Source organism: Gilvimarinus xylanilyticus (assembly GCF_024195295.1).
Taxonomy (GTDB): domain Bacteria; phylum Pseudomonadota; class Gammaproteobacteria; order Pseudomonadales; family Cellvibrionaceae; genus Gilvimarinus; species Gilvimarinus xylanilyticus.
In genome coordinates this window covers 68,592-95,504 of the sequence record NZ_JAMFTH010000006.1, presented here as the reverse complement: position 1 = coordinate 95,504, position 26,913 = coordinate 68,592, and the positions used below count along the sequence as shown (strand labels likewise).

The 26,913-nt window shown below is 56.1% G+C and carries 21 protein-coding genes; 14 read left to right on the top strand and 7 right to left on the bottom strand.

The window, feature by feature from the left end:
• Positions 1–56 precede the first annotated feature (56 nt).
• Positions 57–1,283: a substrate-binding periplasmic protein gene (locus M6D89_RS15260; RefSeq protein WP_253968959.1), complete on the bottom strand. Its 1,227-nt coding sequence runs from the start codon at positions 1,281–1,283 to the stop codon at positions 57–59.
• A 117-nt stretch (positions 1,284–1,400) separates the two neighbouring features.
• Positions 1,401–1,868, bottom strand: a complete 468-nt coding sequence (locus tag M6D89_RS15255; RefSeq protein ID WP_253968958.1) for a hypothetical protein — start codon at positions 1,866–1,868, stop codon at positions 1,401–1,403.
• 586 nt (positions 1,869–2,454) lie between these two features.
• Here M6D89_RS15255 and nhaD point away from each other — a divergent pair.
• The 5 genes from nhaD to M6D89_RS15230 all read left to right on the top strand — a co-directional run bounded on the left by nhaD (position 2,455) and on the right by M6D89_RS15230 (position 11,608).
• Positions 2,455–3,900 carry a sodium:proton antiporter NhaD gene (nhaD, locus tag M6D89_RS15250; RefSeq protein ID WP_253968957.1) on the top strand — a complete coding sequence of 482 codons (1,446 nt, stop codon included), beginning with the start codon at positions 2,455–2,457 and terminating at the stop codon, positions 3,898–3,900.
• A 293-nt stretch (positions 3,901–4,193) separates the two neighbouring features.
• Positions 4,194–4,619, top strand: a complete 426-nt coding sequence (locus M6D89_RS15245) for a hypothetical protein (protein ID WP_253968956.1) — start codon at positions 4,194–4,196, stop codon at positions 4,617–4,619.
• Between the two features lie 367 nt (positions 4,620–4,986).
• Positions 4,987–5,799, top strand: coding sequence for a gamma-glutamylcyclotransferase family protein (locus tag M6D89_RS15240; protein ID WP_256504638.1), 813 nt, complete (start codon positions 4,987–4,989; stop codon positions 5,797–5,799).
• 9 nt (positions 5,800–5,808) lie between these two features.
• Entirely contained in the window at positions 5,809–6,543 is a 735-nt protein-coding gene (locus tag M6D89_RS15235; protein WP_253968954.1) for an MBL fold metallo-hydrolase, read from the top strand.
• Between the two features lie 19 nt (positions 6,544–6,562).
• Positions 6,563–11,608, top strand: a complete 5,046-nt coding sequence (locus M6D89_RS15230) for a diguanylate cyclase domain-containing protein (RefSeq protein WP_253968953.1) — start codon at positions 6,563–6,565, stop codon at positions 11,606–11,608.
• A gap of 62 nt (positions 11,609–11,670) precedes the next feature.
• Here the strand turns inward: M6D89_RS15230 and M6D89_RS15225 are convergent, their stop codons facing one another.
• On the bottom strand, positions 11,671–12,579 hold the full coding sequence (locus M6D89_RS15225; RefSeq protein ID WP_253968952.1) for an ROK family protein: 909 nt from the start codon (positions 12,577–12,579) through the stop codon (positions 11,671–11,673).
• Between the two features lie 102 nt (positions 12,580–12,681).
• Here M6D89_RS15225 and M6D89_RS15220 point away from each other — a divergent pair, with 102 nt between their 5' ends.
• The 6 genes from M6D89_RS15220 (at position 12,682) to M6D89_RS15195 (ending at position 17,351) form a co-directional block, all read left to right on the top strand.
• Positions 12,682–13,047, top strand: coding sequence for a PilZ domain-containing protein (locus M6D89_RS15220; protein WP_253968951.1), 366 nt, complete (start codon positions 12,682–12,684; stop codon positions 13,045–13,047).
• Between the two features lie 210 nt (positions 13,048–13,257).
• The gene (gene napE / locus M6D89_RS15215) at positions 13,258–13,422 is read left to right on the top strand and encodes a periplasmic nitrate reductase, NapE protein (RefSeq protein ID WP_418930363.1); all 165 of its coding nucleotides are present in this window, start codon (positions 13,258–13,260) and stop codon (positions 13,420–13,422) included.
• Between the two features lie 23 nt (positions 13,423–13,445).
• Positions 13,446–13,727 carry a chaperone NapD gene (locus M6D89_RS15210; RefSeq protein WP_253968950.1) on the top strand — a complete coding sequence of 94 codons (282 nt, stop codon included), beginning with the start codon at positions 13,446–13,448 and terminating at the stop codon, positions 13,725–13,727.
• Positions 13,728–13,729: 2 nt separating this feature from the next.
• Positions 13,730–16,234 carry a nitrate reductase catalytic subunit NapA gene (gene napA, locus M6D89_RS15205; RefSeq protein WP_253968949.1) on the top strand — a complete coding sequence of 835 codons (2,505 nt, stop codon included), beginning with the start codon at positions 13,730–13,732 and terminating at the stop codon, positions 16,232–16,234.
• Between the two features lie 10 nt (positions 16,235–16,244).
• On the top strand, positions 16,245–16,706 hold the full coding sequence (locus M6D89_RS15200; protein WP_253968948.1) for a nitrate reductase cytochrome c-type subunit: 462 nt from the start codon (positions 16,245–16,247) through the stop codon (positions 16,704–16,706).
• Positions 16,707–16,709: 3 nt separating this feature from the next.
• Positions 16,710–17,351: a cytochrome c3 family protein gene (locus M6D89_RS15195; RefSeq protein ID WP_253968947.1), complete on the top strand. Its 642-nt coding sequence runs from the start codon at positions 16,710–16,712 to the stop codon at positions 17,349–17,351.
• Between the two features lie 103 nt (positions 17,352–17,454).
• Here M6D89_RS15195 and M6D89_RS15190 read toward each other — a convergent pair whose 3' ends face one another.
• The 3 genes from M6D89_RS15190 to M6D89_RS15180 all read right to left on the bottom strand — a co-directional run bounded on the left by M6D89_RS15190 (position 17,455) and on the right by M6D89_RS15180 (position 21,777).
• Positions 17,455–19,935, bottom strand: coding sequence for a ThuA domain-containing protein (locus tag M6D89_RS15190; RefSeq protein ID WP_253968946.1), 2,481 nt, complete (start codon positions 19,933–19,935; stop codon positions 17,455–17,457).
• 188 nt (positions 19,936–20,123) lie between these two features.
• The gene (gene radA / locus M6D89_RS15185) at positions 20,124–21,497 is read right to left on the bottom strand and encodes a DNA repair protein RadA (RefSeq protein ID WP_253968945.1); all 1,374 of its coding nucleotides are present in this window, start codon (positions 21,495–21,497) and stop codon (positions 20,124–20,126) included.
• A gap of 10 nt (positions 21,498–21,507) precedes the next feature.
• Positions 21,508–21,777, bottom strand: a complete 270-nt coding sequence (locus M6D89_RS15180; RefSeq protein ID WP_253968944.1) for a YrhK family protein — start codon at positions 21,775–21,777, stop codon at positions 21,508–21,510.
• A 136-nt stretch (positions 21,778–21,913) separates the two neighbouring features.
• Between M6D89_RS15180 and M6D89_RS15175 the strand changes: the two genes are divergently transcribed.
• Positions 21,914–22,378, top strand: a complete 465-nt coding sequence (locus tag M6D89_RS15175; RefSeq protein WP_253968943.1) for a hypothetical protein — start codon at positions 21,914–21,916, stop codon at positions 22,376–22,378.
• 9 nt (positions 22,379–22,387) lie between these two features.
• On the opposite strand, the gene M6D89_RS15170 is transcribed toward M6D89_RS15175, so the two are convergent.
• On the bottom strand, positions 22,388–23,038 hold the full coding sequence (locus M6D89_RS15170) for a hypothetical protein (RefSeq protein ID WP_253968942.1): 651 nt from the start codon (positions 23,036–23,038) through the stop codon (positions 22,388–22,390).
• Between the two features lie 291 nt (positions 23,039–23,329).
• Here M6D89_RS15170 and M6D89_RS15165 point away from each other — a divergent pair, with 291 nt between their 5' ends.
• Both M6D89_RS15165 and M6D89_RS15160 read left to right on the top strand, forming a co-directional pair.
• Positions 23,330–24,292, top strand: coding sequence for an FHA domain-containing protein (locus tag M6D89_RS15165; RefSeq protein ID WP_253968941.1), 963 nt, complete (start codon positions 23,330–23,332; stop codon positions 24,290–24,292).
• A 15-nt stretch (positions 24,293–24,307) separates the two neighbouring features.
• A complete protein-coding gene (locus M6D89_RS15160) occupies positions 24,308–26,887 on the top strand; it encodes a serine/threonine-protein kinase (protein WP_253968940.1) in 2,580 nt (859 codons plus the stop codon).
• Positions 26,888–26,913: the final 26 nt, after the last annotated feature.

The following is a 26,913-nucleotide window of genomic DNA, read 5'->3' as shown; positions in this document are numbered from 1 at the left end:
CCTGATACGGCGCGCCATGGGAGACATCGATGTAAACTTTGCAAGCGAGGGAACAATCAGTAGCGTTTATGCAACACGTTTTCGATATCAACGCCCAGGGTAAGTACCCCTAAATGCTCACTTTCGGTAATCACAGGCACACTCACTTGAACCTGAAAGCGACGCGCGGATTGGTCGTAGCTGACCTCATCAAAAAACCAGTGCCCGGCGGGCATGGCCGCACCCTGCTGAAACTTGGCCTCATCGCCCTGCCAGTAATCCGAGGTAACGGGAGTTGCGGCCAGCGTAAGGCCCTGAGTTCCCATTACAATAATTTCACTGACTAAGGGGTTTTCGGCCCGCCAAGCGCGAATCACCCCCAAAAGTTCGGCGTCCATCAGGGCGAGCAATTCCGTTTGCTGACCATTTCGGTAGCGGGCACGCCACTGGCTATCCTGGCGCTGAATCAGCTCGTCGCTCAGGGGTTTACTGGCCCCATGAATCCGCAGTCGATGCAGCAAAGCCTGTTGGTGCAACAAGGCGTCTATCTGAGTCTGTAGCAACTGGGTAATGGCGTCTTGCTCAGTCGCGGTCAAGGCGAAGCGCTGCGGCACGCATAGATGGATGTGCTGATTAAACTGAGTATGAAAGTCGCGGTGCCCGGCCAAAAAGTCATTGCCAAAATAAACTCCCAAAGGCACGTAACGATCGAATTGCGCGCGATAGCGATCAGGGCTTATCTCGAGCGCTGCGGCGGCTTTCTCAAAATGAGCGCGGTCAGCCAAAATGGCATCAATACGCCCACTGTAAAGCAATTTTATTAACTGGGGTAAATCCTGAGCCGACAAATAAGCGCTGTCGCCATTGGCCTCAAACCACAGTTGCTGATGGCTGCCCAAAATAGCCCCCTTGCGTAAGCGAGCCGGCTGAGTGGCCTTTTCGGCATCGGCGCGGGTAAACCAGTACCATTTTTGTAATACTAGGGGGTCCGAAAGTGTCGCAAACGGTTCTATGTCGACATCTTCCATAGCGGTAAAAAAACCGTCTATCTGCCCCACGCGCACCTCTTGCTGGGCCCGCCGCCAGGGCTCAAAAATAATGTTGGACTGATAGGGAATATGGGAGAAAACACAGTCGACGTGGCTAAGCACCCCGAGTTGCTCGCGGGGCTTGCGCTCGGACGAGTAGGCAGACTGGGCATTGGTACCCAACACCACCTCGGGCACGGGCTGGGTCGCTAGTGCGAGCGAACACCCGACCCAGGCGAGACAGACAACACCTGCACAACAAATCCCTCTGATCAAAGACACTCACCTCAAGCGCTTGCTTAGTTTTATGGCTTTGCAGTGAGTATAGCAGTGCTACAGCGAATTGCTGTTGCCTCAATCTGACATCTGCAGCTTGCGGCAAGAGAGCCTATATTAGCGGCCCGACTGTCTCTTTAACTGGGGCAAGAAGTGCCACTCGTCCAGTGCTACCGCAGTGTCGCCGGGTAAGCCCAGCAAATACAGCCCCATATAGCTGACATTACCGCTTATCTGTAACTCGACGCTGCCGTTTAGCAACGCGCTTTTGTAGGGCCCGGGCTTGCAAATATCTACCAGTACCGTGGTTTCACCGCGCTGATCGGTATAACGCAAGGCTAACTGCAGGGGCGTGGTGGACCCGTGGGGCAAACGCAGCCAAACGGCCAAATCAAACACGCCCAGCCAGGGCCCAGCAGGCTTAAAGTGGGCGTGACTGCGCAGCATTGACACCGGTATCTCAGTGACTTGCTTATCGCGGCTGTTGGCCAGTGGCTCGCGCCTGCCTGTGGGTGGAATCGCGCTCACTCCGGCACTTTGCAGGGTTTCAGTGGCGGCCTGAACAGGTTTACGGTTAAACAGCATGGCAGTGACTCCGGTGGCATTCGGGTTATCAATCTCGACTATACCCTACACCTGAGCGGCGACTAAAAACGTGACTGAGACGGCATCATTTGGCTCAAGTGGTTAACGATACAAAAGTTTGGGTAATAGGCCATGGCCGCGACGTGACTGGTAGCGCTTTCATTCCACCGCTTGCAAGATACCCCGACTGGCAGGTTTACGGCCTCTCGCCTTGTGCTAGAATACGCGCCCTGGGCCAGTAGGCCCTGAGTGTCCTGTCCGAGCCGTTCGCAATATTGCGCATTGATACTCAAGTAACAGAAGTCGGTTACACGGCGTGACTCGCGTGCCATCGTGAATCGCCACCTGGCAGTGCTAGCGTTTTTAACCCTCTTCACAGCTAACTCCTCGGACAGAGCACTCAGGCAAGCGAACGTATCGGCTGCTTTACGCATTAGAATCACCTGTAATCAACAGGCTCTGAAACGACCGGGACCCTCACCCGGGGCGAAGATCGTTAGCGCGCCATTAAAGAGCCGGACCACCGGCCGACGGGACCACAAGGCTCCCGCATTTTTTCGCCACACTGACTATCACTGGAAATTACATGTCTAAAATCACCTATCGCGCCAGCGCGCTGCTTGGGGTGTGTCTGTTATTGCTGTCGGGGCAAACCCTGGCCGCCACAGGCACCATCGATCTTACCACCAGCGGCGTAGGCTACTTCGCCCTTATTCTGTTCGCCATCGCCTATATTGTGGTAATGCTGGAGGAAAAGCTCCACCTGCGAAAATCCAAACCCGTACTGGTCGCCGCCGGTATCATCTGGATGAGCATCGGCTGGGTATACACCCAGGCCGGCCTGCCGCACGACGCGGAACACGCCTTTCGCCATACCCTGCTGGAATTTGCCGAGTTAATGCTGTTTTTGCTGGTGGCAATGACCTACATTAACGCCCTGGAGGAGCGCCGCCTGTTCGATGTACTGCGCGCCTGGATGGTCCGCAAAGGTTTTAACTATAAAACGCTGTTCTGGCTGACCGGCTTTTTATCCTTCTTTATCTCGCCCATTGCCGATAACCTGACCACCGCCCTGTTGATGTGCGCCGTTATTGTGAAAGTCGCCGGTGACGATAACCGCTTTATTAACCTTTGCTGTGTGAATGTGGTCGTCGCCGCAAACGCGGGTGGCGCCTTCAGCCCCTTCGGCGATATCACCACCTTGATGGTATGGCAGGCGGGCATTGTCGAATTCCAGGAGTTCCTCGCCCTGTTCTTGCCCTCGCTGGTTAACTTTGTGATACCGGCCGCTATCATGAGTTTCTTTATCGAAAACCGTAAGCCGGTCGCGGTGGAAGAAGAAGTCGAGCTAAAGCGCGGTGCCCTGCGTATTCTCACCTTGTTCCTGCTCACCATTGCCACGGCTGTACTCTGTCATTTGCTGCTGCACCTACCGCCGGTGCTGGGCATGATGACCGGTCTGGGTTATCTGCAATTTTTTGGCTACTTTTTGCGTCGCACCCTGCCGGGCTCACTGGCGCGCAAACGCGCCCTAGCCGAGCGCGCCGGCGACCAGCAAGCACTTGAGCGCTTGGGCGGCGTGGTTCCCTTTGATGTCTTCAACCGCGTGGCGCGCGCCGAGTGGGACACCTTACTGTTCTTCTATGGGGTGGTTATGTGCGTGGGCGGTCTGGGCTATATGGGCTATCTAGCGTATATGTCTGAGCTGTTGTACACGGGACTGGGCGCCACCCAAACCAATATTATCCTGGGGGTAGCCTCGGCGCTTATCGATAATATTCCGGTGATGTTTGCGGTATTGACCATGGAGCCGGAAATGTCCCACGGTCACTGGCTGCTGATTACCCTTACCGCCGGTACGGGCGGTAGCCTGCTGTCCATCGGCTCCGCCGCCGGTGTCGCCCTGATGGGTCAGGCCCGAGGCAAATACACCTTCTTCGGCCACTTGAAGTGGACCCCGATAATTGCATTAGGTTACGCGGCCAGTGTGGCAGTACACCTGTGGTTAAACGCGGGGATGTTCGCGCACTAAACGCTAAACGCTGAATGCTGAATGCTGAATGCTGAATGCTGAATGCTGAATGCTGAATGCTGAATGCTGAATGCTGAATGCTGAATGCTGAATGCTGAATGCTGAATGCTGAATGCTGAACAAAATTGTGTGGCGGGGCGCTTGCACCTCGCGAGCCCCCGGCCACCCCACACACCGATAGAATTCCCCCCTGCCCCAAGTCGGGGCGCACCCTCGCGATAAACAATCACTTCCTCCGATCGGGTTGTCAGGTTACGCTGCGCTAACCCGGCCTACTGAGAAAACGGACTTCTATGATCTACATCCAAGAGTCATCCCTAGAACACCAATTAAATGTCCTTGAACGTATATCAGCGAAATCAAGCTTCGTCCTGATCCTTTGGAACTATCCGAAAGCCTCCAAGCAGATAGTCCCACTGATTGGCGGCAAACTTTTCAACCAAGGTTTTGAAGCTGTAACCGAATATTTTGACAATACTGTTCTAATGCACTCTCGTCCCCTCGCAGCCAGACCTTCGTTGCTTTCTTATTTGAGTCGTTTCAAAAGAGAACTGGAGCGATCAGTCGACTCTATCTGCCTCTACTCCGAAAGAAGCAAACACTGGTCGGCGTGCAGTATAGGCCATGAAGGAATGTGCCTCGTAAGGGATGAGTCTTTTCTTGAACCACTATTAGCGGCGGGCTTCAATGCTTCAATCGAGGCGCCTGATTGGTGGTAATCGTCGTTTAGATCAGGCTTGCGCCAACATATTCCAGCTGAGCTAAGAAAAGCGAATTTTTTAACTAGTCAAAATTTCAGTCCCCCAAGATTCACAAATTACTGTTAGATACACATCTGGGTATGACAATTATTATGTTTGCTTTTCATTGGCTAGCCTGCACCGCCGCAGCCCCTACCCTTGGCAAACGCCGCGATCGATCGCCGTCAGTGTCATACGATGTAATAGAAATCTGCCACCCGAAAGAGTATTCTGGTGCCAGGCTGAGCAATTTAGCTCAGGGGCACCAGGGCTGGCTCCAAAGAGCATCCAGACCAGTCTGCTGCCGCCATCCCCTATCACTGACTCACAATTCGCTCGCTTGATTATGTTCTACTACTTCGGCTTTGGTTCCAATATGAGTCTACTCTCTCTAAGAGCCAAGGGAGTAGAGCCGCTGGCATCGCAACGAGCGGTATTGTCCGGGTGGCGCTTGCGCTTCAATGTGCAGCATTTTTTCCGGCACGAGGGGGGCGTGGGCAACATCGAGTACACCGGCAACCGCGACGACCGGGTTCTCGGTGTGCTGCACCAATGCCCGGATGAGGCACTTGAACGTCTGGACGCCGCCGAGGCCTATGGTCACGGCTATGACCGGGTGGAGGTTCACGTAGAGCCCCAAAGCCACTCACTCCAAGCCTCCCCGACAATCCCGGCACTTACCTATATTGGCATGCCCGAGTTTATCGATAACCGGCGCCTGCCCAGTCGCCGTTACCTGAACATTATTCTGGAAGGCGCCCGGCAAGCTGAGTTGGACGAGGACTATATTCGCAGGCTGGCCGAGCACCCGGTGCATCCGCTCGAATGCTACCCGCCCTTTGAGCCACCATCGGGGGGCTATCCCACCTTTGACAGGGATTCGCTGGCGGAGCAGCCGCTGTATACCGCGCTCTATGGCGCGGTCTTTGATATGTCAAAGGCACGGCCATTGCACGAGTTTCTCAAAAGTTTTTTTGGCGGCAAGGATATGACGCTGTTCCACCTCAGACGGCTGGACAGTAGCCGCCTGGATGAAACCGCTGAGGACATCCGCCAAGAACGCCTGAACCAGGCCCAAAAGCAATACCTCAACGCCTACCTCAACGAGTACGCCCGTGAGTATCGCTATGTGGGTCGCTATGATTATCATAAAGATTAGGAAGCCCTTATGAATCAATCCAACCCCAATGCTTTTCCACCCGCCCTAGCACACGGCACCATCGAAGAGGTATTCACCGATGTGTTTTGCATCAGCGGTGCCATGGAAACCGTACTGATGGACATGGACTGGCGGTTCAGCCGGAATATGACCGTTGTCCGCGACGGCGACCGGTTGATTCTGATCAACACCGTGCGTTTGAACGACGAGGGGCTCGCCCAACTGGAACGGCTGGGGACAGTCACCGATGTCATACGCCTGGGAGCATTGCACGGGCGTGACGATGCGTTCTACCTGGATCGTTATCAGGCCAGCTACTGGGTGATGCCCGGCATTAAAACTGAGCCGGAACACGGTGCCCGACCGCTTGAGCCGACCTCGACTCTTCCCATTGGCGACGCTTCTCTATTTGCGTTCGAGACCTCCAAGATTCCCGAAGGGATACTCCATCTGCAACGCGACGGCGGCATTCTGATTGCCTGCGACGCCCTGCAAAACTGGCTGACCCCCGACGAGCACTTTTGCGATTCCAGCCGGGAACGGATGGAAACCATGGGCTTTTTTACGCCGGCCAACGTCGGCCCGGTGTGGCATCAGGTGGCGGAACCGAAGGCTGAGGACTTCCATCGCCTGAAGGCACTGGAATTCAAACACGCCCTGTGCGGTCACGGCGAGCCGGTGCGCAACAACGCCCGCGAGGCATTCGGCGCAACTTTTGATCGGCTGTTCCAACAAGCCGACTGACTCTGCCGAGAGACGCGTGATGCAAAACACTGTGCGAGTGCCCGGATACACCATTGACGCGCTCCTGTGGCGCAACGCGGGGCGAGTTGCCTACCGTGCCGAATGCCAGGCGAACGGCGCACAAGTCACTTTGGAAACGCTCGATACCGACTACCCTGATCGCAAGCAGGTGGCCGCACTGCGCCACGAGGCCAGCATCACCGCTCGCCTGGAAGGCGTGCGAGGAGTTCGAATAGTCCACGAATTGATCCCCTACGGCAGCGGCAACCTGGCACTGATCAGTGACCTTTACGATGGCTCTCTGGCCACTCGGCTCAGCCAGAGCCGGGCCGGACACTTGTCGGTCACACAGGTTCTGGAAATCGCCCAGAGTCTGGCCCGGACACTGGGCGACATACACGCCCGCAACATTGTTCACAAAGCCATTTGCCCCCACAACATACTGATCGATCCCAGCGGCGACGCGCTGGCGTTAACCGGTTTTGGCCTGGCCTCAGAGTTGGGTCAGGAACGTCAGGAAAGTGAATATCTGAGCCAGCATACCCCCTTGCTGGCCTATATCTCGCCGGAGCAGACCGGCCGTATGAACCGCAGTCTGGATTACCGTTCCGATTACTACTCCCTCGGCGTCGTGCTGTTCGAACTGCTGACCGGGCAGTGCCCCTTCGAGGCAAAAGACACACTCGAGTGGGTGCATCAACACGTAAGCCGCGTACCGCCCGCCCCCGAGACGCTGTTACCGGGTATACCTGAAGCCGTTTCCGCCATCGTTCTGAAGCTGCTGTCAAAGTCCCCCGAAAAGCGCTACCAGAGCAGTCAGGGGCTGCTGCACGATCTCGTATTGTGTGCGGACGCGATCAAAGAGGGGCGTACGCCAGGGCCCTTCACACCGGGGGAAAAAGACCGCCTGCAAAAATTTCTGGTGCCGCAAGCGCTCTACGGCCGCGAGCGGGAATTGCAGCGGCTACTTGCACTGTTCGAACAGGTCGTCTCCGGCAAGACCCGCTTTTGCCTGGTACACGGCTACTCCGGCGTGGGCAAATCCGCACTGGTCAACGAGCTCGACCGCCACCAGATCCGCGAACGCGGCTTTCTGGTACAGAGCAAGTTCGATCAGTACCAACAGCGCCAAACCTACTCGGCGCTTGCAACCACCTTTCGTGCCCTGGTTCAACAAGTATTGCTCAAACCGCCGGAGCAACTGCTGTGGTGGCGAGCGCGCCTCGGCGAGGCACTGGGCCCCAACAGTGCTCTGGTGATTGACCTGGTACCGGAGCTGGCCCTGATCATCGGTGAACAGCCTCCCGTGCCCGAGCTGCCACCGGCCGAAAGCCGCAACCGGCTGCAACTGGTATTGACGGCCTTTTTACAGGCGTTTGCCGGCGAGGGACACCCGGTGGTGCTGTTTCTGGACGACCTTCAGTGGAGCGACACCCCTACCCTGGACCTGCTCCGTCGTATCGTCACCTCCCGACACCAGACTCACCTGCTGCTGATCGGCGCCTATCGAAGCAATGAAGTCGGCCCCGGCCACCCGGTGCGGCAACTGCTGGACGATCTGAGCCAGCATCAACGTCTACACGATATTCCCGTGGGGCCACTCGATCAGCCCTCGGTGACCCAACTGGTGGCGGACGCGCTGCGCTGTGAGCCACGCGCCAGCCGCGGACTGGCCGAAATGCTCTTCCACCGGGCACAGGGTAATCCCTTTTTCACCAACGAACTGCTGCGCCAGCTGCACACCCTGGGCGCCATCTGGCCGGATCCGCAAACCGGCCAATGGCTCTGGGAACTGGACGGGGTCAGCTGGGATGACGCCGATCAGGATGTGGTTGAGTTCATGCTCAAAAACCTGCGCCAACTCCCCGACGAGACACAGACGGCGCTGAAACTGGCGGCCTGTATCGGCAACACCTTTACGCTGCAAACGCTCGCCAACATCTATGAGCACAGCACCGCCGAGACGGCCCAGGCGCTGCTGCCGGCGTTGAAGCAATACACAGTACTGCCGCTGCACAGCGACTACCGCCTGGTCAATCAATCCGACGAGCGCCTCTCGCTCAACCCCTACTACCGCTTCCAGCACGACCGGGTGCAGCAGGCCGCCTACGGGCTCATTGAGCCCGATGAATTGCCGAGGATGCACCTGCGGGTGGGGCGGCTGATGCTCCAGCACGCCGGCGATACGGTCGGCAACGACCGGTTGATCGATATCGTCAGTCACCTCAACAAGGGCCGGGATCTTGTCAACACCAGCGAACAACGCCTGCTGGCCGAGCTGAACCTGCGCGCGGGGATTCTTGCCCGTCAATCCTCGGCCTACGAGCCGGCGCTGAACTACCTGCAGATCGCACAAGCGCTGCTGCCGGACAACGCCTGGTCACGCATGGGCTCAGTGATGGCAACACTGGCCAGCGAGATGCAATTGTGCCTCTACCTGACCGGGCGCACCGAAGAGGCAGATCACTGGCTGGCGCTTATGCTCGAGCATGCGCAGACCTCACTGGAACGGGCCGAGGTGCTCGCCATCCGCACCCGCCAGAATGCCACCCAGGGCCGGATGAGAGAGTCTATTCAAGCCTGTATCGAAGGTCTGGCACTGCTGGGCATCGACTTTACCGAACACCCCAGCCAAGCGGACATAGCCCTGGAGCGCCAGCACGTGGAGCAGTATTTAGCGGGCCGACAAATTGCCGAGCTGGTGGATGCGCCCGTCATTGATGATCCCGCCACCCTGGCGGCCATGCGGCTACTGATGGAGATATTCGCCGCGGCCTTTTTGTCCGGCAGTGGCAATCTGTTCAGCTATCTGGTGCTCAAGTCGGTCAACCTGGCGCTGCGCTGCGGCAACTGCCCAGAGGCGGCTTTTGCCTACGCCGCCTATGGCATGCTGTTATGCGGCGAGCTGGACAACCCCGCCCTCGGTTATCAATACGGTCTGGCTGGTCTTGCCATCAACGAGCGGCTTGATGATCTCACCCTCAGAGCGCGCGTCATCTATGTCTACGCCATGTTCATCCATCACTGGAGCAATCACTGGTCGAGCCTCACCCCCTGGTTCCGCAAAGGCATTGAGGCGGGCTACCAGTCCGGCGACCTGCTCTATTTGGCCTACAGCGCTCAGGACTGCGTGATCTGGGACCCGGGCCTGGATCTGGAAACCGCACGCCAACACCATGAAGAAAACCTGCAAATCGTGCGCGAATGCGCCTATCAGGATTCACTCGATTCCAGCACCCTCTTTTTGCAAATGCAGCGCAACCTGCTCGGCGACACCGAGTCCCCGTTCAGTTTGAGCAGTATTGATTTCAACGCGCAACAATGTCTCGAGCAAATGAGCGAGCGCCGGTTCATGACCGGTATCGCCAACCACCATATTTACAATGCCGAGATCAACCTGCTCTACGGCAACTACGAGCAGGCGCTGACGTTTGTCAAAAAGCAGGACCTGCTGATCCGCTCGGCCATGTCCCTGCCGCAACTGGTGCGTTTTTACATCGTGGCCAACCTGACGCTCTGTACACTCTACCCGGGCATGAATACCGCCGAGCAAAAAACCACGCGCCAACGACTGGAAAAGGATCTGGCCAGGATGACCCGCTGGGCGGATAACTGCGAGGCCAACTTCCGCCACCTGCAAATGCTAATGAGTGCGGAACTGGCCCACCTGGACGGTGATTACGAGACGGCACTGACGTATTACGACGCCGCCATTGACGGCGCCCGGACTAACGGCTTTTTGCGCGATGAAGCCACCGCCCTGGAGCGCGCCGCCCGCCACTTGTTAGCCCAGGGCAAGACGCGCTCGGCCGAGGGTTACCTGCGCGGCGCCCACGGCGTTTACAATCGCTGGGGCGCCAGACGCAAAGTGGCCCAGCTGAAGGAGCAATACCCGGTACTGCGCGAGTGGCGCGCGGTGCCGGCGGGGGATGAGCACACACCACTGTCCCATCTGGATCTCGCCTCGGTCATGAAAGCCTCGCGGGAAATCTCCGGCGAGATGGTGCTCGATCAGTTGCTGCAAAAAACCCTGGCCATTTTGCTGGAAAACGCGGGCGGCCAGTGGGGCTGTATGATCGTGCGAACCGCCGGCCGGTATGCGGTTGAAGCCTCCCTCGGCGCAACGCCCGATCCGGCGCCATCGGACCTGCCTAAGCATTCATTGATTACCGACCGTGAAGGCAAGGCCATTGCCCTGCCGATGAGCGTTATCAGCCAGGTCTTTCAAAAGGGCGAGGCCGTGGTGCTGCACGACGCCGGCGCCGAGGGCCCCTTTATTCACGACCCCTACACGGTCAACCGGCAACCTCACTCAGTGCTTTGTGTTCCCATTAAGAGAGCGCATTTCGAAGCGGCGGTTTATATGGAAAACAACCTGGCCGAGGGCGTGTTCACCGAACCCCGGGTGGAACTCATTCACCTGCTGGCGGCACAAGCCGCCGTTGCCACCGAGAACGCCAGCCTCTACGCACAGGTGCAGGACTACTCACGCACACTGGAAGAGAAAGTGGCCGAACGCACCGCCACCCTTGAGAAAGTCAACAACGAACTGCAGAAACTGGCAGATCGGGACGGGCTAACCGGATTAACCAACCGGCGTTCCGGCAATGCCTACTTTGAAAACACCTGGTTGCGCCTGCGGCGCGAGGGCCAACCGCTGTCAGTGATCATGCTCGATGTGGACCACTTCAAGCACTTTAACGACACCTACGGCCACCAGAGAGGCGACGAATGCCTGATTTCGGTTGCCAAAACACTACAGACACAAATGCAACGCGTCACCGACAAAGTCGTGCGCTACGGCGGCGAGGAATTTATGTTGATACTGCCCAACACGGATCGGGCCGGGGCAAAACGTATCGCCGAAAACACCCGCCTCGCCGTCGAGGCTCTGGGGATTGAACACAAGAGCTCCGCCACACACAACTGCATTACGGTCAGTCTGGGCATAGCCACCATGACTCCCGGCAACAACAACTCCATTAAACAACTGGTGTACGCGGCGGACCAGGCGCTCTACACCGCCAAACAAAACGGCCGGAATCAGGCTCATATGGCCGACTAAAAGCGCGCAGCCAATCGGCTTGAGCGGTGGATGCAGGGACAGTTCGTTCCCCGTTCCCAAAATTAAAACGGATTCAACCAGGCCGCCCCTCTTACCCCACTGGAATCCCCGTGCACGGCCTGTTTGATCTCAGTGTCGCACTCCCCACCAAAAACGTAGCGCGGCAAGATTGCAGGCACCTGCTGGTAAATTTCATCGATATTCGACGCCCCGCCTCCCAGTACGATCACATCCGGATCCATGACGTTAATCACCGCCGCCAGGGCGCGGGCCAGTTGATCCATATACGCCGTCATAACCTCTGTAGCAGCAGTGTCACCCACACGCCAAAGCTCGACGACCTGCGCGGCGTCCAGTGTTTTACCCGTGGCTAAACGGTAGGTTATGCCGATGCCCGTGCCGGATAAAAAAGTCTCTTGGCAACCGGACCGACCGCAATAACAAGGGCGGGCGTTTAGCTGGGCGTCTCGCGTCCAAGGCAAGGGGTTGTGCCCCCACTCACCGCCCACCCCGTTGGGGCCCGCTAAAGGCGCGCCGCGATAGCAAACCCCACCGCCGCAGCCGGTACCCAAAATAGCCGCAAACACAAAATCGTAACCGGCGCCTGCGCCATCGGCAGCCTCGGATACCGCTAGGCAATTGGCATCGTTAGTCACCTGGACCTCCCGCCCCAGGCGCGCGGATAAATCCACCTGCAAAGACTGGCCGTTCAGCCAGGTGGAGTTGGCATTTTTAACCAACCCGGTTTTGCGCGATACAGTCCCGGGAATACCCAAGCCAACCGGCAGGGGGCTTGCCTGAACAGCCTCCTCAGCATCGGTCACCAGCGCGGCCAAATCCTCCAGGGTACGCTGGTAGTCGTTCCGCACCGTGGGTATCCGCTTGCGAAACAGCTCGCGACTGCCCTCGCCCAGCACAATGACCTCGGTTTTGGTCCCCCCAAGGTCGATCCCGATTCGATATTCCGCCATAGCGCCTCTGTTTGTAGGTTACAAAAAGACGATTATAACAGGCGGCGATCACTAACTTGTTCAGCTACAATGCACTCACCACATTCACAGAAAGGCTCAGCCATGTCCGATCAAGACAGACGCCGCTTTACCCGAATTCCATTTGATCTTGATACCCAGGTATCTCAGGGCGGCAACCAGTGGCGCGCCGAACTGCAGGATATTTCTCTCAATGGCGCTCTGGTTGCTGGACTCGACACGGCCAAGCTGAACGCCCAATCCCCCATTCAATTAACCGTCACCTTGTCAGACCAGGCGGTGATTACCATGCAAACAACCCTCGCCCATCACAGCGATAGCGAACTGGGGCTGGCCTGCCAGTCCATGGACCTGAACAGCGTGCAGCACCTGCGCCGCCTGATTGAATTAAACCTGGGCGACCCAGCGGTAGCAGAGCGCGAACTGCGCGAATTGCTGGGAGCAGAATAAATAAGCGCAATATTTGATTTGGCTCAACTTTTGACCGGCTAGCGGCCTGAATCTCGACTACACTTGCATCCCATAACAGCAGCATAAAGGCTTTTTATAAGCAAAACCGTGATTGCCCGCTACGGCGGTTGACAGCTTGCCGCGCCAAGCAGCGGCTGGCTTCTGCCTGACCGATCGGGCACTGACTATAGCCAAGTAGGGAGAAGGACCGTGGCATTGCAAGAAGCCGAGCCCGACGCTCGCCGCAAGCGCCAGGAATGGCGTCTGTTTATTTTTATTATCGTTTTCTTGTTTCCCATTCTCAGCGTTATGGTCGTGGGCGGCTACGGCTTTGCGGTGTGGATGTCGCAGATCATTCTCGGACCTCCGGGTTAACCTTACGCCACGGAGGGATTCGCATGAGCACCCCCATTATTGCCAGCAGCCAACCCGCTGCCTTGCATATCGCAAGCGTCGCCCTATTCGTGCGCCCCGAACAACTGGCCCGCATTCAGCAGCGACTAGTAACCGACTACCGCGCCGAAATTCACGCCAGTGAAAGCACCGGCAAGCTGGTCGCGGTGCTAGAAAGCGAGCACGAGCGCGCCATTGCCAACGCCATTGACCAACTCAACAACACAGCTGGGGTAATACACGCCTCGCTGGTGTATCACGAAATTATCTCAGGTGAGGACTTGTAACCATGGCTACTACCCGCCGCGAATTTGCCAAAGCCAACGCCGCCGCTGTGGCGGCTCTCACAATGGGTCTGCCCATTCCCGCGAGCGCCAGCAACCTGATCACCAACCGCGAATTGACCGACCTGGAGTGGAACAAAGCCCCCTGTCGATTTTGCGGCACCGGCTGCAGCGTCATGGTGGCCACCAAAGACAACCAGGTGGTTGCCACCCACGGGGATGTTAAAGCCGAGGTAAACCGCGGACTGAATTGTGCCAAAGGGTACTTTTTGTCGAAAATTATGTACGGTCGCGACCGGCTGCACACCCCCATGCTGCGCATGAGCAACGGTAAGTACGACAAAAACGGCAGCTTCGCACCCATCAGCTGGGAGCAAGCCTTCGACATCATGGAGGAAAAATTCAAATCCGCCATTCGCGAACACGGCCCCGAGAGTGTCGCCATGCTGGGTTCGGGCCAGTGGACCGTGTGGGAGGCCTATGCCGCGAGCAAATTGTTTAAGGGCGGACTGCGCAGTAACAACCTAGACCCCAACGCCCGCCACTGTATGGCCTCGGCGGTGGGCGGGTTTATGCGCACCTTTGGTATCGACGAGCCCATGGGCTGCTACGACGACTTTGAAAACGCCGATGCGTTTGTACTCTGGGGCTCCAACATGGCGGAAATGCACCCCATACTCTGGAGCCGCATCGCCGACCGCCGCTTAAGCTTTCCCCACGTTGAGCTGGTGGCCATGTCGCCCTACGAGACTCGCAGCTTTGAATTGGCCGACGTACCGATTATTTTCAAGCCGCAAACCGATCTGATTATTCTCAACTACATCGCCAACTACATTATTCAAAATGACAAGGTAAACCGCGAATTTGTCGATAAACACACCCGCTTTGCTTTAGGGCAGGACGACATTGGCTATGGCCTGCGCCCGGAAGACCCGCGCGAGAAAAACGCCAAAGGCGCTGCAGACCCGAACGCCTTTACCGATTCCAGCTTTGATGAGTACGCCAAGTTTGTCAGCCGTTATACCCTGGATTACGCCGCCAGCGAAACCGGGGTTCCCAAAGAGCGTTTGGAGCGGCTGGCAAAAATTTACGCCGACCCCGACACAAAAGTCATGTCCCTGTGGACCATGGGTTTTAACCAACACACCCGGGGCGTATGGGCCAACAATCTGGTGTACAACATTCACCTTCTCACCGGCAAAATTTCCGAGCCGGGCAACAGCCCTTTCTCACTCACCGGGCAACCCTCGGCCTGCGGCTCGGCCCGCGAGGTGGGCACCTTTAGCCACCGCCTGCCCGCCGATATGATCGTGACCAACCCCGAACACCGCGCCAAAACCGAAAAAATCTGGAAACTGCCGGCGGGTACAATTCCCGATAAAAACGGCTTTCATGCGGTAGCGCAAAGCCGCGCCTTAAAAGACGGCAAGCTCAAAGTCTGCTGGACACAGGTGTGCAACAATATTCAGGCGGGCCCTAATACCGCCCAAGAGACCCTACCGGGCTGGCGCAGCCCGGATACTTTTATCATTGTCTCTGATGTCTACCCAACCACCTCGGCCCAAGCAGCGGACTTAATACTGCCCAGCGCCATGTGGGTGGAAAAAGAAGGTGCCTATGGCAACGCCGAGCGCCGCACTCAGTTTTGGCATCAGCTGGTCACACCGCCTGCCGAGGCAAAATCCGATTTATGGCAGCTGGTGGAATTCAGTAAGCGTTTTACCACCGACGATATCTGGCCCGCCGAACTCCTTGACAAGGCGCCCGAGTACAAAGGCAAAACCCTTTACCAAGTTCTGTTTGCTAACGGCCAGGTAGATCAGTTCCCCGCGGAGCAAATCGAGAAAGGTTATAAGAACAACGAAGCCGATGCTTTTGGTTTCTACATTCAAAAAGGTTTATTTGAAGAATACGCCCGCTTCGGCCGGGGCAAAGCCCACGACCTGGCCCCCTTTGATCGCTACCACCAGGAGCGCGGCCTGCGGTGGCCGGTGGTGGACGGCCAAGAAACCCGCTGGCGCTTTCGCGAGGGCTCGGACCCTTACGTAGAAAAAGGCGCTGGCGTGCAGTTTTACGGTCACAAAGACAATCGCGCGATTATTTTTGCCCTGCCCTATGAACCGCCGGCCGAATCACCAGACGACGAATACCCTTTCTGGCTGAGTACCGGCCGGGTGCTGGAGCACTGGCACACCGGCACCATGACCCAGCGGGTTCCCGAACTACACGCCGCCGTGCCCTATGCGGTGCTGTTTATGAACGCCGAAGACGCGCAGACGCTAGGCTTTAAACGCGGCAGCGATGTGCGTATTACCAGCCGCCGCGGCAGCATCCGCGCCCGGGTGGAAACCCGCGGCCGGGTCAAGCCGCCTAAGGGTTTGGTGTTTGTGCCGTTCTTCGATGCCAACCGCTTAATCAATAAAGTCACCCTGGATGCCACCGACCCCATATCTAAGCAAACCGACTTTAAAAAATGCGCGGTAAAACTTGAACTGGTTAGCCTAGCCTGAGGAGGCCGAGATGAGAATCTTACTGTTACTGCTCGCGCTATCGGCCACAGCCGCCTTTGCAAGCGAAACACTCAACGACCCCGCCCCCGACGGTATCCGCAAAGGGGGAACCCTGGCCGATGAAACCGCACCGCCGCCCATGCCCGCCGTTATGACCCCGGCGAAGAAACCGGCGCGCAACTATCCCGAACAGCCGCCCACCATTCCCCATACCATTCGCAACTACCAGGTGGACAAAAATTTTAACCAGTGCCTAGTGTGTCACAGCCGTCAGCGCAGCCCCGATTCGGGGGCGCCTATGGTCAGCATCACTCACTACTGGACCCGCGAGCATCAGCCTCTCGCAGCGGTATCGCCGCGACGCTATTTCTGCCAGCAGTGTCATGTACCGCAACACAATGTCGAGCCGGTAGGCGGTGGCAACCTCTATAAAAATATCGACGCCATCATGGAAGCCAGCCTTGCGGAGTAAGCCATGTTTAAAACGCTAAAGCACTACTGGAAACTGTTCCGGCGCCCCTCTGCCTATATTGGTTTGGGCACTTTGTGTATGGGCGGCTTTATCGCCGGGGTGATTTTCTGGGGCGGTTTTAACACCGCTATGGAGTACACCAACACCGAGCAATTTTGCGTCGGCTGCCATGAAATGAAAAATAACGTCTACCAAGAACTGTTGCCCACCATTCACTACACCAATCGTTCTGGCGTACGCGCCAAGTGCTCCGATTGTCATGTTCCCCACGAATGGACCAATAAGATCGCCCGCAAAATGCAAGCATCTAAAGAAGTGTGGGGCAAAATTTTTGGCACCATTAACACCCGGGAAAAGTTTTTAGCCAAACGCCGCGAGCTGGCCGAGCGCGAGTGGGCAAGATTAAAAGCCAATGACTCGCTGGAGTGTCGCAACTGCCACGACTTTGAATACATGGACTTTACCCAACAGTCGCCCCGCGCGCGGCAAATGCACTCCACCCTGCTCGCCAGCGGCGAGAAAACCTGCATTGACTGCCACAAAGGCATCGCCCACAACCTACCGGATATGCACGGAGTGCCGATTGGTGAAATTGATCACAGCGTGTTGGAAAAACATATTGCCAGATTGGTTCAGGATGGCTGAACGATGAACGATGAACGATGAACGATGAACGCTATTATTTAAATCCACCCACAAAAAAGCCAGCTTTATTGCTGGCTTTTTTGTGGGTGGTGGTAAAGGGCCGTTACTCTGGCTCTTCGGTTACCGACAGAATATAAACGGCAATCTTTTCGCGGGTGGCCAGGTCCAAGAAGCTGTGGGCGGGCATAGCATGCTCCCCCCAACGGCCGCTACTGCCCTCGGCAATGGTGTTGGCTATATAGCCTTTGGGATCATCCAGCTCACTGTACTTTTCTTTAATTTGCCAAAAGCTAGGTCCCACAGAAGCCTCTCGCTCTTTATGGCAGGCAATGCAGCTGGTGCTTTTAGCGGCCTCTTTGCCCTCCGCGATGATGAGCTGAGCCTGGTGATCCAGGTCATCGGCTCGAGCAGCGGCCTGCGCTTGCGCGGCCGCCTCTTCTTCAGGAGTCGGCAGTGGAGCATTTTCATCGTATTCGATAACGCTCAGCTTAGTATCGGCGCTGCTCCCCCACCACTGAGTACCGTATTCCAATACCCACAAGCGCCCATCCGGCGTAATTTTCATATCCAGCGGTCCGGCCCATTCAATGCTGGGAGCCATGTCTTCGATTTTGACTACGTTATCAAAATCATCCAACGTAACGACCTTCACCCAGCTGCGCATAAAGTCGCCAATAACCAGTTTACCCTGGTAGTAGTCGGCATAAGCCAGATTGTCGCCGCTCGGGTATACACCTGCTACCAAGGCATTACGGCCACCTTGCCCCAACTCGGGAAAGCGATCGGATTGTCCGTAGGGATACCAAATAAGTGCCGGCTGCGCCGGAGGGAGCACCTTTAACCCAGTGTTGCGGGGCGAAAAGTTCTCCACCGCCATCGGGTTAAATAATTCGCCGCTCTCTTCGGCCTGATAATCGTACATTCGGTAGGGAATATTGTTCGCCAGCACCGCAGGCCAACCAAAATAACCCGGCTCGGTGACTTTATTAATTTCGTCGTAACCACGGGGTCCAAACTCTTGGGTATCGGCTTTGCCATCCGGGCCCACATCACCGTAGTAGAGGGTGTCTGTAGTATCGTCAATCGCAATGGTGTACGGGTTGCGGGTACCCATGACATAAATTTCCGGACGACCATTTTCATCGGCAGTAAACAAGTTGCCCTGGGGAATGGCGTAGCCGCCTTCTTTGTCCGGTGTAATCCGTAAGATTTTACCGCGCAAATCCTGGCTGTTAGATGATGTACGCAGGGCATCATGATACTTGCCTTCGGCGGTATTATTCATGGGTCCAGAATCGTTGGACTCAAAGGGATTAGAGTTATCCCCCAGGGCGACGAACAAGTTACCGTGCCGATCAAATTCCAGGTTACCCCCGGTATGGCAGCAGGTGTTGTCATTGGGAATATCCAACAGCACTTGTTCACTGCTCATATCCAGTTTTTTGTCGACCACGGTAAACTGCGACAAACGCTGCAGCAGCTCGGCCTCGCCCGACTCATCAGCCAGGTTGTACATGGCATAGATAATATTGTTGGTGTCAAAGCCCGGATCAAAAGCCACCGCCACCAAACCAAACTCGACGTTTTTATGGGGCGCAAACACCTCAAACTCGGCCATGGTGTGGAGCTTTCTGCTGGCCACATCCAGCCACAGCAGCTTACCCTGGCGCTGCCCGATCATAACCGCTGAATAATCTTGGGTCAGATCAAAGCTGATGGGCTCGACTAAATTGTCCACTAAAACATTCTGCTTAAAGCGGCGCGGATCGGGCCTAGTTCTGTTGTAATCCAGCGGTTCGCGATCGGCTATAGCGTAATCCAGGCCGCCACCCAGGTGCGCTAAAAACCATTCGTTTTTGTACATTGCCTCAACATGGCCCAGGCCTGTATAAAACGAACGACCACCATCAAACTCCTGATACCAGGCAATAGGGTGATAATCGCCGTGTTGTCCGCCCTGATAGCTACGCTCGTCCAGTACCAATAAATCATGGCGGCTATCCGACAAAGCGTAAAAGTCATACCACTCGTCGGATAAATAAAATTCTGCAGGTAAACCATCGGTGGCAGGATGCTGGCTATTAACGACTTTTAACCGCGCGCGCTGCACATTGGACGGATCATCTGGGTGGGACTTAAACGCCGCGCCCACAAGTCTTTTATACCAGTGCCAGCTGCCCTCGCGGTGCTCGGTATCCGCCGCCGCATGTATGCCCACAAAGCCCCCGCCGGCCTGAATATAACGCTCCATGGCGAACTCTTGCGAGGTAGTGAGAATATTGCCGGTGGTGTTCACAAACACAATCGCCGCCATGGCTTGCAACTGCTGGTCAGTAAATACCGATGCATCATCAGTGATCACCGGAGTCAAGCCTCTTTCCGCCACTAATCGGCTAACTGTTTCAATCCCCACGGGTATAGAGTCGTGCTTCCAATCGGCAGTTTTATAAAACACCAAAACGTTAGAGAGCGAAGCAGCAGGCGTCTCTTGTGGAGGGTCATTATCGGCAGGTTTTGCACAGGCGGTTAGCGCCAGGCTGCACAGGGCAAGAATAACCAAAACAAGGGGTCGGGAACTCAACATAGTGAAAACTCTAAGCAGGCTAATCGTTATTATATTGACGAGGTCAGAAAACGCCCCGCACGGATTATTGTCGGATGGCAACATCCACCCTAAAAGTCTACTTCACTATAAGCGGGCGCGTCATGCTCCTTTTCAATTATTAGACGCCCCTTTACACAAGCTGACACACCCCAAAAGCACCAACACGGCTATTCAATAGCCGCCAGCGCCTCACTCAAGCGTTTCACCGCAACAATCTCAATGCCATCCATGGACTTGGGGGCATTGCCTATCGGCACGATCGCTCGCTTAAAGCCGTGTTTAGCCGCTTCGCGCAAACGCTCTTGACCGCTGGGCACTGGACGAATTTCGCCGGACAGGCCAATCTCGCCAAACACCATTAAATCGTGCGCCAAGGGGCGGTCGCGAAAGCTGGAAACAATCGCCAGCACGAGGGCTAAATCGGCGCTGGTTTCGGCCACGCGCACGCCCCCCACCACATTCACAAATACATCCTGATCCCCCACCAGGACGCCTCCATGGCGGTGTAACACGGCCAGCAACATGGACAGGCGGTTTTGATCCAAGCCTACAGCTACCCGGCGCGGATTCCCCAGGTGGCTATCATCCACCAGCGCTTGTATTTCCACCAGCAGTGGGCGAGTGCCTTCCCACATGACCATGACCACGGATCCCGAGGCGACTTCGTCACCGCGCTGAAGAAATATGGCCGAGGGGTTGCTGACCTCTTTTAAACCTTTCTCGGTCATGGCGAACACGCCTAACTCATTCACCGCGCCAAAGCGGTTTTTATTGCCCCGCAAAGTACGAAAACGCGAGTCGTGCGAACCTTCCAGCAAAATGGAGCAATCGATCATATGCTCCAACACCTTCGGCCCAGCCAGCGAACCGTCCTTGGTGACATGCCCCACCAAAATCACCACCGTGCCCGTCTGCTTGGCAAAGCGGGTTAAATACGCCGCGGCCTCGCGCACTTGCGATACCGAACCCGGTGCCGATTGAATATCGGATAAATGCACCACCTGCACCGAGTCCACCACCATTACCTTGGGTTGCAACTGTTCGGCGGCCTGGCCAATATGCTCCACACTGGTTTCAGACAACATCTGCAGCTTATCGGTGGGTAACCCCAAACGGTTCGCACGCATGGCCACCTGTTGCAAGGACTCTTCGCCGGTAACATAGAGGCAACTCATGCGCTCGGCCAACTTACATAATGTCTGCAATAACACGGTACTCTTACCGGCGCCTGGATGACCACCGATAAGCACTACAGACCCAGGCACCAAGCCTCCGCCCAACACCCGGTCGAATTCGCCGGTGCCCGTGGTTAGGCGCGGTAAATCTTCCAGGCTGATCTCCGCCAAGGTCTGCACCTTGGAGCCAACACTGCCAGCGTAACCACTAAACTGGCCGTTGCGCGCACCGCCCTTAGGCGTTGGCCCCAACTTCATTTCCACGACTGAATTCCAACTGCCGCACTCGCTGCACTGACCCTGCCACTTGGAGAAGTCGGCACCGCACTCATTGCAGACGTAGGCGGTTTTTTGTTTGCTTGCCATAAATAAAGCGTTAATTATTGTGCGACAGGCGTCGCAAGTGAATGTCTTGTACAACCCGAATAGTCGGACGCACGGTAAACAGTATAGAACCTGTTAAAAACAACCAAGTAGCGGGCGTTTGAGTCGCCTCAGAGAAAAACAAAATGCTACCTATTACGAACATAAGACCGGCGCCAAGATCGTTAAGCGAATACCACAAATCGTAACGAGCCGTAATTTGCCGATGCCGTTCGGTTTTTTGACTTAGGCGGTTATCCATAAAACGGTGCTGATTCGTCATTTTACCTCTCTTACGAGAATCTCCTGTAAGTTTTACAAGGTTTTGTTCCCCAGCGCCTTCAATCCCGTGCTCTGATCCTGGCATCGAAGTTGCATCATAACGTTTAACCCGTCGAAAATCGACCAAGGAGTTAACAATGGCTATGGTACCGAAAACTTTGAATGACTTATTGCAGCACACCCAGGTGTTTCATGCCGAAATGGCCGCTCGGCTGGGCCGCTGCGGTCAAGACGAAGCCGACCCCAGAAACAAGATGTTACTGCAGCACTTAGCGCTAAAAGAGCAAAAGCTAGCCGCCACTCTGGCCGAGCTAGAGCGAGATTCGGACTGGGGACCACTGCAAACCTGGTTTTACGAGTACACCGACCGCAACCCCATCGCCGCTTTTAATTTACAGGATATCGACCTAAAAAATCGCAGCGCCGCGACTATTAGCGCTCTGGTGGCGGACTGGCACGAACAGCTGGTGGATCTATTTCTCTATCTCACCAAACGCGCCGAAAGTGACCGCACGGAAAAGCTGGCGCGCGATGTCCTGGCTATTGAGTCCAGCCATGCCCGACAAATGAGCTACGACATGGCGCGCGCCGAAGATATGTAAGCAACGAAGCTATGGTGAAGCTTCGTCCAGAGCTATGAGCGCAGGCCCACGAATCTGCATCTGGCCGCCCAGTGTCATTAAGAAAGCCACTTCAAGCTCGACGTACGAGGCATCCTCAAGGGCAGGCAGATCGAATTTCACAGCGAAATGATGCCAACCCTGTTCTCCCAAATCGCCCGGCACTATGGCTTTTTTAGTAACTAGGGTTGAAGCTCCCATCATTGCAGGCGCACCTGCTTTAAGCCCCTTGGCCAAAACCATAAGCCCCGGTGGTTCAAACGCCGAGCCATACTCATCGGTGAAGTGCGTTTTCACTTCGGCAGAAAATTCCAGAGTTCTGCCCTGTAACGGCTCAACATCAACTTTGCGGAACTGCTGACGCACCTTCCCCCAGGGCTCAGGGCCCGTGCGCTTGATGGCTAGGACACCATCGGTGGCACGTATTTCATAAGACGTGTTGGATGCATGCTGCAACAATCGCCAATAATCTAACTGCCCCTGCTCACTGACCTCGAAAGATCCATTGCGCAAAAAGCCCGGATCGGGGGCAATATAATTCGAAGGCTGGCTACTAGCCCCACCCCCGTTTTCACTGACATCTCTATCATTGCAACCGCTCAACACCAGTAACCCCAACAGAAAAACCCAATATGTTTTCACCCTCACTCTCCCCCTCTAGACAAGAGGGCAATCATACTCGTTTTTAACCGGTTTGCTTAGCCCCGGCAATCCCCCACCGCCACCGAATCCCCGGGCGCGCGAAGCTGCGTGCAGATGGAAGCATTTGCCGTAGTCCCGGCACTGTATTAAACTTTGCCCACTTGGCATAGCAGCGAAGGCGTCTAAGAAGAAAAAGCGCTTAAAGGGATCTATACTGGCCTGAGATAGGATCAGGGAACTGCCAGGCGTCCAATTCATCCGAATAGCTTTATTGATTTCAGGGACTTGGTAATGGCTTACCTTTTCAGGCGAGATACCTCCCAGCGCATACCTGTGGTGGCACATCACACCATAGGGTCGCTCGAAGGCAAGGTGGACACCTGCATTCAAAACCCCTATATCTCGCGCCGCCATCTTTGCCTAGAGTGGAGTTGTGAGCAGTGGCAGTTGAAAGATCTAAGCCGCAACGGTACCTGGCTGAACGGCAAACGCTTGGATAAAGGTCTCTATTACCCCCTAAGCGCGGGCGATACCATCCAACTGGCCGGAGACGAGGGTGTTAGCCTAAGCGTTGAAGATGTGGCGCCACCTAAAGATATTCTGGTGTCACTGGATACCCACGGCGACGATTTGCCTGTTATTGAACTACAGGCCGCCAACCTAATCCCCAATGACCAAACGCCCTACTGGTATGTGTACCGCGAAGCCAACAGCAACCAGTGGCTGGCTCAGGCCGTTGCCGACGAAAGCAAGCCCCCCCAGACTCTCAGCCACAATGATATTCTCGAGTGTGGCAGCCAGCACTGGCAATTGCACTGCGCCGCCGCCTGCGCCCCCACCGTGGAGAAAATGGTACCCAAGTGCATTACCGAGGCGGATATCCAATTCGATGTCAGCCTGGATGAGGAAACCACCGATTTACGCATCCAAAATCAGGGCAAAAACTACCACCTGGGCGCGCGCGCGCATCACTACCTACTGCTATTGCTGGCGCGCCACCGCGCCGAAGATGCCAAACGCGGCCTGGACGAGCAGGATCAAGGCTGGGTGGCCAACGATCTACTGATCCAGGAGCTGGGACTGGAACCCGGGCATTTAAATATCCAGGTATACCGGGCGCGCCAGCAGCTCACCAAAACCATCCCCCACATCAACCATGATCGCTTTGTCGAGCGTCGCGGCACCACTATGCGCTTTGGCTGCAACAAGTTTTCAATCCACAAAGGTGGTAAAGTAGAACTTCAAGTCCCATAAGATCACTCGCCGCGCATGACAGACCCCGATCTCCAACCCCAGACACTCGTCGCCAACCGCTATCGGGTGGTGCGGCGTATTGGCCAGGGCGGCATGGGGCAGGTGTTTTTAGCGCAAGATACTCAGCTCGAGCGCGATGTGGCCATCAAACAGCTGCGCGGTGACGGCAGCAATCACAAGCAACTGCACCGCTTTGAACGCGAAGCCAAGTTTCTCGCCAAGCTCAACCACCCCTGTATTGTTCAGGTATATGACTATATCAGCGAGGCCGATGGCGGGTCGCTGGTTATGGAATATATCGACGGCGTGGATCTGGCCCGCAAACTGCGCGAAGAAGGCACCTCGATGGCGCAGCGGCTGCAGTGGCTTTACCAGATTATGGCGGGCCTTAGCTGTGCTCACAACGCCGGCATTTTGCACCGCGACTTAAAACCCGAAAATATTCTCATCGGGCGCAACGGCAACGCCAAACTCACCGACTTTGGTATCGCCCGTGAGCAGCATCAAAACACCGAGCTGACCCAGGCAGTGATTGGCAGCTACGCCTATATGTCGCCCGAACAAATCGCCGACGAACCCTTGGATTTCAAAAGCGATTTATTTTCCTTTGGCATTGTCGCCTACAGCATTTTGCTGGGCTGCCACCCTTTTGGCGCTACCGGGAACACCTTAAAGTTACTACAGAGTATTTCCGCAGGATCTTTGGATGAAGCCCCGCTAGCCCAAAGCGAGCTGCCCGATGAACTGCAAGAGTTATTACGCAGCCTGCTCGCAAAAGATAAAGCTGAACGTCCGGCCAGCAGCCAAGCGGTCTGTGAAGCCCTCGCCACCATCTGCCAGGAGCACCCGCTGTCCGACACCATTGAGGATGGTTCCGAGACTACCGAACTGCCGCCCCTCACTCTTTTAACGCGCCAATCCAGCACTATGCTATTGCCCCGTACCCAGCGCTTACGCCGCTGGCTGACCATTGCTGCGATTGCGGTTATCACCTTGGGAGCTGGGCTGTGGTTTAGCGGCGCGAATAATTCGTCCGGGCTGATTCCCAAAGCGGTAGCCGTGCTCCCGCCAAGCTTTGACAGCGAAGGGAAATTGGCCGATGCCGACCAGCGGTTGGTGGGCGGTACGCTCTACCAGGCAGCGCAGCAAGGTATTGTACAACTGCCAAGCGCCGAAGCCATTCCGCGCTTTGAGGTGGCCGCCCAAGAAGGCGAGCCCTTGCAGGTTCTAACGGCTTTGGCCGCCGAGGAGATTATCGTCACCGAAGCATACTGCGACCGCACCTGGTGCGATATCAACCTCAATCGACTTGCCCCCTCAGAGGACCAACAGCGCTTAAAGGTCTTGGCCAGCGCCACCTTTCGCACAACGGTAGATCGCTACGCCATGCTGGCCGAGCGTATGTACTTACACATTCACAAGCTCTACGACTACCAGAGCGAAACCCAGCTGCAACTACCCGATGAATCCGAATACAAGGTGTTTGCCGAGCAGTATCAAGACTATGTGACGAGCGGCGCCAAAATTAGTCAGCTGGACACCCTGGATCAGCTGAGCCCGCAAACCAAAGACTGGGCCAGTGTTCAGATTCTATACCGCGAAGTGGCGCTGGATTTATACCACGACACCGGCAACGCCAAAGCGTTAGAGCGCCTGGAGCAATTTCTGCCAGCGGCAAACCGTACCGACACAGAGGCGCAGCTAACCAATCAATTCGCCCTGGCTCGCAATCAGCGCAACTTTAAACAGGCCCGGCACTGGCTGGACCGGCTGCAAAGCTTGGGCGTGGAGCACACTAAACTCACCGAACTAGAGGGCCTGCTGGCCCTTTCCCAGGGCGACTACCCCCAAGCGGTCGAGAGCTTTCGCTACGGCGTCGAGCTTCGCCCCAGTGTGCACAATTACTTTCGCCTTTCTATGGCCTCGTGGCTTAACGGTGATCTTGCCGCGGCCCGCGATAACATCGCCCAAGCTCATCAGCTAAACCCCAACGACCACAAAACCAATCGTTTTCGCGGTGTGATCGCGCTGTGGAGTGGCGACTTGGACGACGCTACCGCCGCCCTCACCCAAGCCTTGAGCATTGAGCGTAGCGCAATCGTTCTTAATAACTTGGGGGTCGCACATTTGCTGCAAGGGGATTACGCTCAAGCCCACCCCCTTCTGACCGAAGCATTGGATATCGCACCCAATGATCCCCAGACTCTCTTTAACCTTGCCGATACTTATCAAGTAAAAGGCGACGAAGCGAAAGCCCGCGAGCTATACCGTCAGGTTGCAGAACTTAGCGCCGGGGCCAGCGATGCCTACACCCTGCGTTTACACGCCCAAGCTCTGGCGCACTTAAACAAGCCCGTCGTAGCGATTGATGCCTACCAAAATGCCCGCCAACTGGACGCCGACAGCGGCGACACCCACTACACTGGGGCACTGGTTTATGCGTTAGCTGGTGAAGAGATTTCGGCACGCCTGTCGGCCAAGGCGGCGCTAGAGAAAGGAATGGGAACGGCGTGGTTTTCGCTCCCCTGGTTTAACAACCTGTGTGATCAAGGGGGGACGGACTGCCTGACACAGGTCAAACAGCCCGAGGCTTAAAGCTTAAGGACACCTCTATTAATCCA

Coding starts and splice junctions, on each gene's coding strand:
- M6D89_RS15255 (WP_253968958.1), bottom strand. CDS start 1,868: ATGCTGTTTAACCGTAAACCTGTTCAGGCCGCCACTGAAACCCTGCAA.
- nhaD (WP_253968957.1), top strand. CDS start 2,455: ATGTCTAAAATCACCTATCGCGCCAGCGCGCTGCTTGGGGTGTGTCTG.
- M6D89_RS15245 (WP_253968956.1), top strand. CDS start 4,194: ATGATCTACATCCAAGAGTCATCCCTAGAACACCAATTAAATGTCCTT.
- M6D89_RS15240 (WP_256504638.1), top strand. CDS start 4,987: ATGTTCTACTACTTCGGCTTTGGTTCCAATATGAGTCTACTCTCTCTA.
- M6D89_RS15235 (WP_253968954.1), top strand. CDS start 5,809: ATGAATCAATCCAACCCCAATGCTTTTCCACCCGCCCTAGCACACGGC.
- M6D89_RS15230 (WP_253968953.1), top strand. CDS start 6,563: ATGCAAAACACTGTGCGAGTGCCCGGATACACCATTGACGCGCTCCTG.
- M6D89_RS15225 (WP_253968952.1), bottom strand. CDS start 12,579: ATGGCGGAATATCGAATCGGGATCGACCTTGGGGGGACCAAAACCGAG.
- M6D89_RS15220 (WP_253968951.1), top strand. CDS start 12,682: ATGTCCGATCAAGACAGACGCCGCTTTACCCGAATTCCATTTGATCTT.
- M6D89_RS15210 (WP_253968950.1), top strand. CDS start 13,446: ATGAGCACCCCCATTATTGCCAGCAGCCAACCCGCTGCCTTGCATATC.
- napA (WP_253968949.1), top strand. CDS start 13,730: ATGGCTACTACCCGCCGCGAATTTGCCAAAGCCAACGCCGCCGCTGTG.
- M6D89_RS15200 (WP_253968948.1), top strand. CDS start 16,245: ATGAGAATCTTACTGTTACTGCTCGCGCTATCGGCCACAGCCGCCTTT.
- M6D89_RS15195 (WP_253968947.1), top strand. CDS start 16,710: ATGTTTAAAACGCTAAAGCACTACTGGAAACTGTTCCGGCGCCCCTCT.
- M6D89_RS15190 (WP_253968946.1), bottom strand. CDS start 19,935: ATGTTGAGTTCCCGACCCCTTGTTTTGGTTATTCTTGCCCTGTGCAGC.
- radA (WP_253968945.1), bottom strand. CDS start 21,497: ATGGCAAGCAAACAAAAAACCGCCTACGTCTGCAATGAGTGCGGTGCC.
- M6D89_RS15180 (WP_253968944.1), bottom strand. CDS start 21,777: ATGACGAATCAGCACCGTTTTATGGATAACCGCCTAAGTCAAAAAACC.
- M6D89_RS15175 (WP_253968943.1), top strand. CDS start 21,914: ATGGCTATGGTACCGAAAACTTTGAATGACTTATTGCAGCACACCCAG.
- M6D89_RS15165 (WP_253968941.1), top strand. CDS start 23,330: ATGGCTTACCTTTTCAGGCGAGATACCTCCCAGCGCATACCTGTGGTG.
- M6D89_RS15160 (WP_253968940.1), top strand. CDS start 24,308: ATGACAGACCCCGATCTCCAACCCCAGACACTCGTCGCCAACCGCTAT.